The organism is Vreelandella sp. DA03-1M, assembly GCF_055725665.1.
Window position 1 is genome coordinate 2473015 of sequence record NZ_CM146798.1, and the last position, 12956, is coordinate 2485970.

Sequence of the window (12956 nt, forward strand, 5' to 3'; positions counted from 1 at the left end):
TGGACAATGCGCATATTTTGCATAGCAAAACTATTGTTCACTATTCTTGTCAGGCACTTTTGCATAGCCTAGGATGGCAGTCAATAATTGAAACACAGTTCTGCAATGCAGAATCAAAATCTATAAAGCACTCACTTGCAGCGAGGATTTGGCGTATGGCTAGCGAATCAACACCTTCCCCCTTCACCACGCTTGGCATTGTCGGCACTGGCGCCATGGGCCGTGGCATCGCTCAACTGGCGGCCCAAGCAGGCCTAAAGGTCATACTGTTCGATGTTAAGGAGGGTGCTGTAAAAGAAGCCAAAACGTTTATTAACGGCCTATGGGAGAGAAGTGCTGATAAGCAGCGCATCACTAAAGAGCAGGCGCAGCATTATAGTGAGCAGTTAACAGAGGCAAGCGAACTCGCCGCGCTGGCCCCCTGCGATATCGTCGTAGAAGCCATTGTCGAGAAGCTTGAGGCCAAGCAGGGTCTGTTCAGTGATTTAGAAACGATTGTCAGCCAGCAGGCCGTGCTAGCGACCAATACCTCTTCACTATCCGTCACCGCCATTGCCGCTACCTGCCAACACCCTGAGCGAGTGATTGGTTTCCACTTCTTTAATCCCGTCCCACTGATGAAGATTGCCGAGGTCATTCCTGGTTTACGCACCGCCGATGAGGTCACCCAGCGGGTGAATGCTCTGGGCAAAGCCATGGGCCACTTTACTGCCCAGGCTACCGATACGCCTGGATTTCTAGTCAACCACGCCGGGCGCGCCTTCGGCACCGAAGCGCTGCGTATTCTAGGCGAAAGCGTTACCGACCCAGCCACCATTGATCGCATTATGGTTGATCAGGGTGGTTTTCGAATGGGGCCGTTTACGTTGCTGGACCTTACCGGACTGGATGTCTCCCACGCGGTGATGGAATCGGTGTATCACCAGTATTATGAGGAAGCGCGCTTCCGCCCTTCACCGCTAACGCGGCAGCGCTTGGCTGCAGGCTTGCTGGGGCGTAAAACCGGCGAAGGCTTTTACCGCTATGTGGAAGGCAAGCAACAAATGGCGGATGAGCCCGCTATCGCTGAGGTGTCTCCTTGCCCGGTGTGGATCAGTCAAGACGACCCCGAATCCGCCGCAGCGCTCGCTGAATTGGTCAACACGGCGGGCTGGCCATTAGAGACCGGCCCACAGCCCACTGAGCAAGCGCTCTGCCTGCTGACGCCTTTTGGTGAAGACGCTACTAGCTGTGCGCTGCGCCAAGGGCTGGACGCCAAACAGTGCGTGGCGGTGGATATGCTCGCGGGGCTAGATAAACGCCGCAGCATGATGACCACACCGATAACTCAGCACACCTTCATTCAAGCAGCGCAAAGCCTACTCAACCACGACGGCACCCCGGTGAGCACGCTTCAAGACAGTAACGGCTTTGTTCTTCAACGCGTTGTTGCCTGCATCGTTAACGTTGGTGCCGAGATTGCCCAGCAAAGCGTCGCGGAACCCGCCACTATCGACCGCGCAGTTGAGCTGGGTTTGGGCTACCCCTTCGGCCCGCTACTTATGGGTGACCATTACGGCGCCACGCGTATTATGACGATACTCAATAACCTGCTCGAGGCCACCGGTGACCCACGCTATCGCCCTAGCCCATGGCTGCGCCGTCGTGCCGCTCTGCAAATGTCGCTAACGACTGCTTAACAACAACTTAACAACAGGAAAACCATCATGCAAGACGCCTATATTTACGACGGTTTACGCACCCCTTTTGGCCGCCACGGTGGCAGCTTGGCGGCTATTCGCCCCGATGAACTGCTGGGGCTGACGCTGAAAGCGCTGGTCGCCCGCAACCCCTTTGCGCCGGAAAGCTATGAAGAGGTGTTGGCAGGCTGCACCAACCAGGCAGGTGAAGACTCCCGTAACGTGGCCCGCCACGGTGCATTGTTGGCAGGCCTGCCTATTGAAGTGGCGGGCCAAACCGTCAACCGGCTTTGTGGTAGTGGCTTGGCGGCGATGATGGATGCTGCCCGGGCAGCTCGACTGGGTGAAGGCGAGCTGTTTTTGGCCGGTGGCGTTGAGTCCATGTCCCGCGCACCTTATGTATTGGGTAAAGCAGACTCCCCTTTTGCCCGCAACCAGCCGATGTTCGACACGGTGATAGGTTCACGCTTCCCCAACCCCTGGATTGCCAAAGAGTACGGCAGCCACAGCATGCCGGAAACCGCCGATAACATTGCCCATGATCTCAACATTGGCCGCGATGCCAGCGATGCGTTTGCCGCCCGCTCCCAGGCGCGCTACGCCCAGTCACTGGCAGCCGGCTTCTACGACGGCGAAATGTTGGGTGTTGAGGTTCCTCAAGGGCGCAAACAGCCGCCCCTGCTGGTAGATAAAGACGAGCATCCACGTCCGCAAAGCACGGAAGATAAATTGGCCAAGTTAGCCGCACTGTTTGAGGGCGGCGTGGTGACCGCAGGCAACGCCTCAGGCCTTAACGACGGTGCCGCCGCCCTGATTGTGGGCACCCAGGCTGCCGGTGAGCGTGTAGGCTTAACCCCACGCGCGCGCATTGTCGCCAGCGCCGTTGCCGGTGTTGCACCGCGGGTTATGGGGTTGGGGCCAGTACCCGCTTCGCAAAAGGCGTTGGCGCGTGCCGGGCTTACCCTTGAGCAGATGGATGTAATTGAAATCAACGAGGCGTTTGCCGTTCAGGTGCTTGGCTGCGTGCAGCAGTTAGGGCTCTCCGTTGATGATCCACGCTTGAACGCCAACGGCGGCGCCATCGCCATTGGTCATCCTCTGGGGGCTTCAGGAGCACGCTTGGCGCTTACGGCTCTCCGACAGCTTGAGGCGACCGGTGGGCGCTACGCGTTGGTCACCATGTGCATCGGCGTCGGTCAGGGCATTGCCACAATTATCGAGCGTCTGGACGGCTGATTTAGTGTCAAACAGCCGCTATTTCGTTGATAGGCATGAACGCTGCGTCTAAGTAGATATGCGATACTGGGCGCCATAAGCCACCGAATGTTGGGATATTGAATGCACCCCACCGACACTGATGCTGACGACCCGCAGTTGCCCGGAAAAGATCGAAACTTTGTGACTGCGCTCGCGCGCGGTTTAGAGTTGCTGCGCGCCTTTGGCGCAGGTGAAGAGTATTTAGGCAATGCTGAGCTGTCCAACCGTACGAGTATCCCTCGACCGACGGTGTCACGGTTAACCTATACCCTGACCCAGTTGGGCTATCTCCAGCACAATACCCACCTGGAAAAGTACCGCCTTGGGCCAGGTGTCTTAGCCTTGGGGTATCGCTTTCTCGCTAATATGGGCATTCGCGAGATTGCTCGCCCGCATCTGCAGAAATTTGCTGATGCCACCGACTGTAATGTTAGCCTGGGCGGGGCCGACCGCAGTGATATGGTTTATTTGGAAACCTGCCACGGCCATGGCCCGCTAATCATTCGCCTGGACACGGGCTCCCGCCTGCCCATTGCTACTTCTGCGATTGGTCGTGCATGGCTATGCGGCTTGTCTGACGAACGACGCCAGCAGGTACTGCAAGAGTTGGCCAGCGAGTATGGCAGCGACTGGCCGCGTTATGAAGCGGGCATACAACAGAGCTTCAAAGACTATGCGCAGTACGGCTTTTGCCTCTCTGAGCAGGAGTGGCAGCGCGATATTAGCGCGGTGGCGATGCCGCTGATTTTGGAAGATGGCGCCGAGGTCATGGCGATTAACTGCGGCGGCTCCAGCCTGCGCTTGGATCACGATCGCTTGGTTAATAACTTAGGCCCCCGTCTCAAAGAAGTCGCTAATCAGATTAAGCAGGAACTAGCGCCAAGAAACCGCTCGGCAAGGTAAATTCAAGCTAGGGAGACTTTAACTAACGCTCGTTTGAATGCATCATAGACTTCTAAACAAGCGCATCGATACCAAGAGCGCCAAGGAGTGGGGATGCCAAGCGAGTGGATAGCGCGTGATGATCAAACAGTCACCCTTAAAGGCGAGTGGACGCTTGCCAATTATCGCCTTATCAAAGCGGCGCTTCAGCACAGTGAAACTCACACTGAGCTTGGCAAGCCAACAGATGCGACGGTTTCACTTGACGCAATAACTCGCCTTGATACCGCCGGTGCCATACTCATTGTGGAGCTGATTGGCGTTGAGAAAGCGCAATCGGTAGCAGATTGGGCAGCAGAACTGCCGAAAGAGCAGCAGGCGTTGCTGGTGCGTATTGCCGAAGCCATGGAAGCGCCACTGGACGTTGATCCTCCTTCCTATTCGCGCATTAGCCAAGCGCTTGCCAGCGTGGGTCAGCACATGGTGGGGCTATGGTCTCAGCAGCGCCAGCTGTTGGCCTTTATTGGTCTCGTCGTGGCCACCCTCTTCCAACTGATATTGCGGCCACGCCACTGGCGCTTAACGGCCACCGTGGCCCATATCCAGCAGAGCGGCCTTAATGCCGTCCCCATCGTCGCGCTACTCACCTTTATGGTGGGCGCCGTCGTGGCTTTCCTTGGCGCTACCGTTTTGCAGGATTTTGGCGCCACAATTTATACCATTGATCTTGTGGCGTTCTCATTCTTGCGAGAGTTCGGCGTTTTGCTTGCTGCGATCCTACTCGCGGGACGAACCGCCAGTGCCTTTACCGCCCAAATTGGCGCCATGAAATCCAATGAAGAGATAGATGCCCTGCAGGCCCAGGGGCTTGATCCTATCGAGCTTTTGGTGCTCCCACGGGTAATGGCAATGTTAATTAGCCTGCCCATGCTCGCCTTTGTAGGTATGCTCAGCGGCTTAGCGGGCGGCGCCATGGTCACCTCTCTGTCACTGGATATTTCACTTACCCAGTTTATGGCCACGCTGCAAAAAGACGTATCGGTGACACACTTTTTGGTAGGACTAAGCAAAGCCCCGGTGTTTGCCTTCGTGATCGCCGTAATCGGCTGCCTGGAAGGCTTTAAGGTCAGCGGTAGCGCGCAGTCGGTGGGAGAACACACCACTTCAAGTGTCGTTCAATCGATTTTTATGGTGATTCTAATTGATGCCGTCGCCGCGCTATTCTTTATGGAGATGGGCTGGTGATCAATTCAGATAAACCGACAGAGCAAAATGACTTACCGGTTATTAAGGTTCGAGGCTTGGTGAACCGCTTTGGCACTCATGTGGTTCACGAAAATTTAGATCTGACCCTTGAACGCGGGGAAATCCTCGGCGTTGTAGGCGGTTCTGGTACCGGCAAATCAGTGCTGTTACGCAGCATCGTCGGTTTGAAACGACCCAATGACGGCACGGTTGAAGTCCTAGGCACAACGCTTAACGAGCTTAACGAGGCACAGCGCAGTCAAATAGAGCGACGCTTTGGCGTGCTGTTTCAGCGCGGTGCACTGTTCAGCTCGTTGAACCTGCAAGAGAATATTGCCCTACCGCTCATTGAGCATGCCAGGCTACCCCGTGAAGACGCCGAGCATCTTGCCAGGGTCAAGCTATCGTTGGTCGGGCTTCCGCCACAGGCCGCGCTGCAGTTTCCTGAGTCGCTGTCTGGCGGCATGGTCAAGCGCGCCGCCCTCGCCCGTGCCTTAGCGCTTGATCCTGACATCCTGTTTCTTGATGAGCCCACGGCGGGGCTTGACCCTATCGGCGCGGCGGCCTTCGATCAGTTGCTAGTCACCCTTCGCAATGCGCTGGGATTCAGCGTATTTCTGGTTACCCATGACTTGGATACGCTATACGCCGCCTGCGACCGGGTAGCGGTACTCTCGCAAAAACGCGTATTAGTCGTAGATACCATTGATAAAGTGGCGGATACCGACGACGAGTGGGTTCAAGACTACTTTCACGGGCCGCGTGGTCGAGCCGCTCAGCGTGCTCATGCCGCCTTTTCAACGAATGCTTACACTCAGGAGTGAGGGTCGATGGAAACCCGCGCACATCACGTTTTGATAGGTCTGTTCACACTGGGAACCGCCGTCGCGGCGCTGCTGTTTGCACTATGGATGAGCTACGCAGCCGGTGAACGTAGCTACCAGCCTTACCGCATTCTATTTGAGCGCAGCGTTAGCGGCTTATCGGTCGGCAGCCGAGTGCAATATAACGGTATTGAGGTGGGGGACGTCACCGAGCTTAACCTTAATCCTGATGACCCTCGGCAGGTGATTGCCCATATCCGCGTTTACGATGACGCACCGATCAAGACGGACACGCGGGCAAAACTTGCCTTTGCCAGCATCACCGGCAGCATGTCTGTGCAACTCCACGGCGGCACCCCTGAAGCCCCGCTGCTGATTGACCAAACCGATATCGAAGCGCCGTTTATAAGCGCAGACCCTTCGCCCATCGCCACGCTGTTCGATGAAGGCGAAGATATGATCGAGAACATCAACTCAATCCTGAAAAACGTTAACGAGCTGTTTGACGATAATAACCGTGATCAGGCAGGCAATATTTTAACCAACATTGCTCAGATTACCGAGATGATTGCCGCCCAGCAGAACGCCTTGGATCAAAATATGGCGCTTTTCGGCGAAGCCACTCGCCAAGCAACTAACACGCTTAGCAGCATCGACGCACTTAGCCAGGAAGCGACACAGCTGCTGCGTCAAGAGGGCCGGCTGGTAATGCAGAGCGCCGCTGATGCGAGTAGCGATGTCGCCCGGGCGGCTCAACGCATTGAGCAGTTAGTGGAAACTAACGCTGGTGCCATCGAGGGCAGCCTGCAGGGCGCGCAAGATATTGCCCCAGCGCTCTCTTCGCTGCGCTCCACGCTCGATACATTGGATCGTATTACCCGCCAGCTAGAGGAGAGCCCAACAGACTTTTTTCTGGGCCGTGATCAGGTAGAGGAGTTCCGCCCATGAAGTTACGCCCCGCTGTTTTCGTTTCTGTTGTCTGCGTTACTGCCGTACTGCTGATGAGTAGTGGCTGTTCAATATTGCCCGAAATTGAGCCAGCGACGCTGTATCGTTTGCCCAGTAGCGATATACAGCCCGTCACATCAGATTCTATGACCACCCGCCAACGCCTTGCTGTGGCTGCTCCGCAGGCGGGGCATTTACTGAGTAGCAACCGTATTGTGGTTTACCCAGAGGGTAATATCGTTAATGTGTATGAAGGTGCCCGCTGGCAGGAGAATGCCCCTGCTTTACTCCAATCGCGCTTGATCACTGGGTTACAGCAGAGCCGCCTATTCGCCAGCGTGGGTAGCGATAGCCTGCCTTCCGAGCAACTGCTGCTCAGCGAACTACGTCACTTTCAGAGCGACTACGCTACCCGTCCGCCCACGGTGAGAGTTCAGCTCGATGTTCAGCTCGTCAGCACTCAAAACCGCGCTTCAATCGCGTCTCAAAGCTTCACCACCAGCGCGCAATCAATAAGCACCGATATACCTGATGTGGTTAATGCGTTTGGTATCGCTAGCGACGAGCTTGCTGAGGAACTGGTCAACTGGCTGGCCAATCAGGAGGAAGCTAATCCCCTTGATTAAGCTAGCAGTGACTAAGCCAGCGTGATTAGGACGTTGTTGCCCTTCGGACATACTCCCGCGGGTCGCGGGGGTAGTAGCGTTCGGGTTGGCTTTCAAGATGAGTAAAATAACGGGTGTCTTTGTAGGGCATCTTCATGTAGCCCGAGACGCCTAGACCCTCTATTTGGTCTACCGAGGCGAGAATGCGCGCCAGCAGCGTGCGGAACTCTCCCTCTCGAACCGGATCCAGCAGGCGGTAGTAGCTATGTATTTTGAGGTGCTGTGGCAGCGCTTCAAAAATGATCATGCCAGTATGGTGAATATCATTGAGCTGCTGCAGCACATGCATAATCGCCTCGGGCAGTACCAACAGCTCTTCTGGGTCGGGGCCATCCTCAAAGTAGCTGTGCTGACGGGTGCGATCCTCGAGCTCCGGTACTGCGCTCAACTCATAGCCTATCGCCATGCTGGGTTCGCTAACGAAAGCTTCATCCACGGAAGCTCGTTCTAAGTGCAGTGTTTGCCGCGCGTTAAACAAGCAGCTTTTAAACACGCCCTGGCGGTGAATTGCCCGCGCCAAGTGCACCATATTATTGACCGCTTCGATAAACGCAGGTTTCAGCGTCGGGTCGTGTAAATTTAACGACGAGTCGATATATACCCCTTCCCGCTCCCAGCGTACCGCCAAGCCCCCCACCACCGGATATTTGCCCAAGCGGCTCACCGACGCCAAAAAGGCCTTTTCGGTTTCACCCATACCCTGCATAAACTGTTTGTAATAGCGGTCGAGTTGTACGTCGTTGACATCATTCAGGGTTTGTTGAGCATGCTCTTCCTGTGAAAAGGCTTCGCGCAGGAAGGATTTGCGCGAGCTATAGACCACGGTATCGATCTCCTGATGCGCGGGGCGCGCCCATACCGGCACCAGCGGTACATTGTGCGATGCGGGCAGATCGATCATTACGACTCTGGCCATACGCGACATGTGGTTTAGAAAGTAGTCGCCTGCTTTGCGCCGCACCTGAGGGTCAGGGTCGAGCATTCCATCCAGGGTGCGGGCAAACTCCATCGGTAACCCCAGCGAACTGGCGGGAATGGCACGATGGCCAAATCGACACGACTGCGCCGACGCCAGCGCATACAGGGTTCCCGCTGCTCCCTGCTCATCGAACCGCGGCGATGACAGTGCGCCGTTTAACTGCTCTTCGCCAATAAAGTAAACATCGCCCAATCGGGCATTGGTCTGCTGCATATTATCCGACATCAGCTCCATGACGTTCGCGCCCACAAACTGCAGTTGAGCATCCAATTGGGCAAATACCGATGAGCCCCAGTCGATTAGCGCAATAGACTCCTGCTCGGCGTCATACACCAAGTTAGAAGGCTTGATATCGCCATGTACCACCGGCCGTGCCTGGGGGCCTGACTCCCGGCGCAGGGTAAGCAGGATGTCGGCCAACTGCGCCGCCATGCGAACAATCAAGCGGGGTGACAGGCGCCCCTGTTTAAGCGATACCTGCTCTAGATTCCAGCCGGGGGCACGCTCCATCACCAGAATGGACTGCCCCCGGGAACGCTGGTAGGCAATGAGACCTGGAATGCGAGGATGGGACACCTGCTCGAGCATAAACGCCTCCTCTTCGAGGCGTTCCTGCAAGTGCGTGGGTAGGGTAATGCGCGAGAATTTAAAGACATAGTGCGCTACAGCACCTTGGTGGACGGTGCTGCCAGCAAATACAAAACCGTAGGCGCCCTTGCCAATGAGCTCGATGCCCTGATAGCCCAACTGGGAGAGCTGCGCCTGGCACAGCGCCACCCAGTCTTTCAGCTTGCGGGCATCGTGATGACTCAGCAGATAAACCGACTGCTCTTCGGGTATGTAAAACTGCTGAAGCGGTGCCTGGGACATAAGTCGCCCTGCTAGCCCAAGTGAAGCAGCATGGTCTCTGGGGCTTCCAGAAAGCCCTTCCAGGCATTACAGAAACGCGCAATGGTACCACCGTCGATAAAGCGGTGATCGCCCGCCCAGGTGATGGTCATAATCGCGCGGCGCTGCACCTCACCCTGCTCATCAAAGCGCGGTAACCATTGGGTTTTACCAATCGCCACAATGGCGGCTTCTGGGGCGTTAATAATCGGCGCGGCGTAGGTGCCTCCCAGCGCTCCGATATTGGAAATACTAATAGTGCCGCCTTTTAGATCGGCTTGATCCACCCGCCCTTCTCGTGCCGCCGTGGTTAACCGGCCGACTTCCCGCGCAATCTCCAGCAGGGTTAGGCGCTCAACGTTTTTAACATTGGGCACCATAAGGCCCGCTTTGCTATCGACAGCCATACCGATATTACACTGGGGATAATAATGCAGTTCATCCCCCGCTGCGTTTAACTGGGCATTAACGATGGGTTCTTCGGCGACCGCCAGTGCCATGGCTTTCATAAAAAACGGCATTAGCGTCAGCCGTTCGCCCTGTGCCTCGGCTAGCGGCTTTAAGCGCTCCCGCAGCGCCAGCAGTGCGGTCACGTCAATCTCTTCGCCGTAGTGAAAATGGGGAATGGTGCTCGCCGCTTCCACCATACGCTTGGCCATCACCGCGCGCACGCCGCGCAGTGGCTCTACCCTGGGCGCGCTGCTTTCGGCTTGGGTTTTAACCGCTGCTTGGCTGGATGGGGTAGCGGCTTGCGATGCTTGGTCAAGATGCGTTAGCACATCCTCTTTTAGCACTCGGCCATCTTTACCGCTACCCGCGATCTCCGTGAGCTGTAAGGCGTGTTCACGCACTAGACGTCTAACGGCGGGGCTGGCTGGCACCTTGTTAGATAAGCGGCCAGCAGCCGGCGTAGCTGTAACGGTGGAGGGTTCTGCCGCCCGTTCGCTCGGCTTTTCACTGGCGGCCGATTGGGCCATTTCTGTCTCGGCCTCACTCTTATTGTTGCTAGTCAGGTCGCTGGTTTGATTCTCCCCCTCCACCTGATAAGCAAATAGCGGCGCATGCACTTTAGCAATTTGGCCCTGGGCCACATACAGTTTGGTCACGACGCCGGCTTCGGGGGCGGTAATCTCCACCAGGGCCTTGTCGGTCATGACCTCAACGATAGGCTGGTCTTCTTCAATTTGATCGCCTTCAGCGACGCGCCATTCGACGACTTCGCACTCGACAATACCTTCGCCAATATCCGGCAGTAAAAAATCGCTCATTGTTGTTCTCCCCATGCGTACTTAGGCATTAATAGCCACTAAAAGTTGACGCTTTCGCGAATCGCTTCAAAAATCTTCAGGTGATCAGGCAGATACTCTTTTTCCAGCACCAGCGGAAAAGGCGTATCCAGACCCGTCACCCGGGCAATGGGCGATTCCAGGTAGAGAAAACAACGCTCTTGAATAGTGGCAGCAATTTCACCGGCAAAGCCGCCGGTTAATGGAGCCTCGTGGCTGACGACCAGGCGACCAGTTTTTAACACCGATTCAGCTACCGTATCCGCATCCCAGGGTAGCAGTGAGCGTAGGTCGATCACTTCACAGGCGATGCCCTGCTCTTCGGCTAACTCGACCGCTTTGCCGATCACCTCCATCTGCGCGCCCCAGCCCACCACGGTAATATCCGTGCCCTCTTTGGTGATTTCGGCTTCGCCAATGGGAAGCTGGTAATCCTCTTCGGGCACGTCGCCTACCGAAGCGCGATAAAGACGCTTCGGCTCCAGAAAAAGCACCGGATCCGGATCGCGAATAGCGGCGAGCAGTAGCCCTTTGGCCTGATAAGGGTTGCGCGGCACCACCACTTTCAGGCCGGGCGTATGGGTGAAATAAGCTTCGGGTGATTGAGAGTGATAAAGGCCACCGGCGATACCGCCCCCGTACGGGGTACGAATGGTCAATCCGCCAACGTTGAATAGATCGCCGGAGCGGTAGCGGAACTTGGCGGTTTCGTTAACGATCTGGTCAAACGCCGGAAAGATATAGTCGGCAAACTGTATTTCTGCCACAGGCACCGAGCCTTGGGCTGCCAAGCCGTTGGCAAAGCCGATAATGCCCTGCTCGACAAGTGGCGTATTGAAACAGCGCGCTTTGCCGTACTTCTCCTGCAGGTGGCTGGTAGCTCGAAAGACACCGCCAAAGATACCCACGTCTTCACCAAAGCAGATGACTTTTTCATCCTCTGCCATGGCGATATCCAGTGCATTATTAATTGCCTGGAGCATGTTCATGGTAGCCATGTTACGCCTCTCCCTGAGTATCAGTCTCGGTGCCCACGTCTAAATCCAACGACTGCGCCCCGCGGGGATAAGCCTCGGGGTAGCGACGGATATGGCGTTTTAACTGATCGAATTGGCGCTGCAGCGCTGGGGTGATATCGGCATACACATCGCTGATCAGACTCTCTAGCGGCGGCGACGAGCGCTTCTCAGCCCGCTTCATGGTTTCCAGCACTTCACGGCGCAGGGTTTCCTGCTGAGAGGCCTCCTCCTCTTCACTCCACCACTGCTTTTTCAAGAGCCATTTTTGTAAACGCAGTACGGGATCCTTGGCGCGCCACACCTCCTCCTCATCTTTCGAGCGGTAGCCAGAAGGGTCATCGGAAGAGGAGTGCGCGGCAAGGCGATAGCTCATGGCCTCAATCAATACCGGCTGATTTTGCTCAACGGCGATCTTGCGTGCCTGCCGAGTTGCCTCATAAACAGCCAGCACGTCGTTCCCATCTACCCGGATCACATGCATATGGTAGCCAAAGGCACGCGGGGCGATACCGTCGGCGGCAAACTGCTCGACGGCAGGCGTGGAAATGGCATAGCCATTGTTACGGCAGAAGAAAATCACCGGCACCTGATGCACTGAGGCCATATTCAGCGCGGCGTGGAAATCACCCTCGGAGGCAGCGCCTTCCCCAAAAAAAGTTAACGTGCAGTGACCGTTACCAGCCAATTTTTGGCCGTAGGCATAGCCCGTGGCCTGAGGAATCTGAGTCGCTAAGGGAGACGAGATGGTCATGTAGTGCAGCTTGCGCGACCCATAGTGAATCGGCATTTGACGGCCTTTGCCGTAGTCCAGCTCGTTGCCGAACAGCTGATTCATAAATTCGTCGATCGAGAAGCCGCGATACATTAAAGCGCCCTGCTCGCGGTACTGCGCCATAATCATATCGGCGTCATTGAGCGCAGCGGTGGCGCCCACTACAGCGGCCTCTTCCCCGGTACACTGCATGTAGAAGCTCAACCGCCCCTGGCGCTGAGCCGCCATCATGCGTTCATCGAGAATACGCGTGGCCAGCATTGCCTGGTAAATGCGCCGGGCATGATCACGTTCAAGCGCCGGTTCAATGGCGCCGTCATGTAACTCGCCTTCCGGACAGAGCAGGCTAAAGGTGGGAATCGAAAATTCGTCGCCGGTCATGAAGTCCGGCTGGTGCACGTACTCAGTCATCATTATTGTCCTTGTTTTACCCCTTTTGAGGGCAGTGTTGTTGGTATTGGCCATTTTTGCCAGTGGATTTATCTGCCATGGGCCAATACAACTACTGCGAC

At 56.1% G+C, this 12956-nt stretch carries 11 protein-coding genes; 7 read left to right on the forward strand and 4 right to left on the reverse strand.

What is annotated here, in order from left to right; all coding sequences use genetic code 11:
- Positions 1-155 precede the first annotated feature (155 nt).
- From ACXUPB_RS11545 to ACXUPB_RS11575, 7 genes are all read left to right on the forward strand, one after another.
- A complete protein-coding gene (locus ACXUPB_RS11545; RefSeq protein ID WP_035555630.1) occupies positions 156-1679 on the forward strand; it encodes a 3-hydroxyacyl-CoA dehydrogenase in 1524 nt (507 codons plus the stop codon).
- 27 nt (positions 1680-1706) lie between these two features.
- The gene (locus ACXUPB_RS11550) at positions 1707-2915 is read left to right on the forward strand and encodes a 3-oxoadipyl-CoA thiolase (RefSeq protein ID WP_472952516.1); all 1209 of its coding nucleotides are present in this window, start codon (positions 1707-1709) and stop codon (positions 2913-2915) included.
- Between the two features lie 102 nt (positions 2916-3017).
- Positions 3018-3839: an IclR family transcriptional regulator gene (locus ACXUPB_RS11555; protein WP_472952518.1), complete on the forward strand. Its 822-nt coding sequence runs from the start codon at positions 3018-3020 to the stop codon at positions 3837-3839.
- 93 nt (positions 3840-3932) lie between these two features.
- A complete protein-coding gene (locus ACXUPB_RS11560; protein WP_472952520.1) occupies positions 3933-5063 on the forward strand; it encodes an MlaE family ABC transporter permease in 1131 nt (376 codons plus the stop codon).
- On the forward strand, positions 5063-5887 hold the full coding sequence (locus tag ACXUPB_RS11565; RefSeq protein ID WP_472956744.1) for an ABC transporter ATP-binding protein: 825 nt from the start codon (positions 5063-5065) through the stop codon (positions 5885-5887). Before ACXUPB_RS11560 ends, ACXUPB_RS11565 begins: the two co-directional genes overlap by 1 nt.
- A gap of 6 nt (positions 5888-5893) precedes the next feature.
- Entirely contained in the window at positions 5894-6835 is a 942-nt protein-coding gene (locus ACXUPB_RS11570) for an MlaD family protein (RefSeq protein WP_179916387.1), read from the forward strand.
- Positions 6832-7461 (forward strand): ABC-type transport auxiliary lipoprotein family protein, encoded by a 630-nt coding sequence (locus ACXUPB_RS11575; protein ID WP_472952522.1) that lies wholly within the window; start codon positions 6832-6834, stop codon positions 7459-7461. The genes ACXUPB_RS11570 and ACXUPB_RS11575 overlap by 4 nt, the downstream gene beginning before the upstream one ends.
- 25 nt (positions 7462-7486) lie before the next feature.
- On the opposite strand, the gene ACXUPB_RS11580 is transcribed toward ACXUPB_RS11575, so the two are convergent.
- Genes ACXUPB_RS11580 through ACXUPB_RS11595 form a run of 4 tightly spaced genes read right to left on the reverse strand, consistent with a single transcriptional unit; the run spans position 7487 to position 12855 of the window.
- Positions 7487-9349 carry a protein kinase domain-containing protein gene (locus tag ACXUPB_RS11580; protein WP_472952524.1) on the reverse strand — a complete coding sequence of 621 codons (1863 nt, stop codon included), beginning with the start codon at positions 9347-9349 and terminating at the stop codon, positions 7487-7489.
- Positions 9350-9360: 11 nt separating this feature from the next.
- Entirely contained in the window at positions 9361-10635 is a 1275-nt protein-coding gene (locus ACXUPB_RS11585) for a 2-oxo acid dehydrogenase subunit E2 (RefSeq protein WP_035555606.1), read from the reverse strand.
- 38 nt (positions 10636-10673) lie between these two features.
- Positions 10674-11651, reverse strand: coding sequence for an alpha-ketoacid dehydrogenase subunit beta (locus ACXUPB_RS11590; RefSeq protein WP_179916390.1), 978 nt, complete (start codon positions 11649-11651; stop codon positions 10674-10676).
- Between the two features lies 1 nt (position 11652).
- Positions 11653-12855: a thiamine pyrophosphate-dependent dehydrogenase E1 component subunit alpha gene (locus tag ACXUPB_RS11595; RefSeq protein ID WP_035555600.1), complete on the reverse strand. Its 1203-nt coding sequence runs from the start codon at positions 12853-12855 to the stop codon at positions 11653-11655.
- Positions 12856-12956 lie beyond the last annotated feature (101 nt).

Bases quoted from the DNA above. Each gene is read 5' to 3' on its own strand.
- ACXUPB_RS11545 (WP_035555630.1), top strand. From the start codon at position 156: ATGGCTAGCGAATCAACACCTTCCCCCTTCACCACGCTTGGCATTGTC.
- ACXUPB_RS11550 (WP_472952516.1), top strand. From the start codon at position 1,707: ATGCAAGACGCCTATATTTACGACGGTTTACGCACCCCTTTTGGCCGC.
- ACXUPB_RS11555 (WP_472952518.1), top strand. From the start codon at position 3,018: ATGCACCCCACCGACACTGATGCTGACGACCCGCAGTTGCCCGGAAAA.
- ACXUPB_RS11560 (WP_472952520.1), top strand. From the start codon at position 3,933: ATGCCAAGCGAGTGGATAGCGCGTGATGATCAAACAGTCACCCTTAAA.
- ACXUPB_RS11570 (WP_179916387.1), top strand. From the start codon at position 5,894: ATGGAAACCCGCGCACATCACGTTTTGATAGGTCTGTTCACACTGGGA.
- ACXUPB_RS11575 (WP_472952522.1), top strand. From the start codon at position 6,832: ATGAAGTTACGCCCCGCTGTTTTCGTTTCTGTTGTCTGCGTTACTGCC.
- ACXUPB_RS11580 (WP_472952524.1), bottom strand. From the start codon at position 9,349: ATGTCCCAGGCACCGCTTCAGCAGTTTTACATACCCGAAGAGCAGTCG.
- ACXUPB_RS11585 (WP_035555606.1), bottom strand. From the start codon at position 10,635: ATGAGCGATTTTTTACTGCCGGATATTGGCGAAGGTATTGTCGAGTGC.
- ACXUPB_RS11590 (WP_179916390.1), bottom strand. From the start codon at position 11,651: ATGGCTACCATGAACATGCTCCAGGCAATTAATAATGCACTGGATATC.
- ACXUPB_RS11595 (WP_035555600.1), bottom strand. From the start codon at position 12,855: ATGACTGAGTACGTGCACCAGCCGGACTTCATGACCGGCGACGAATTT.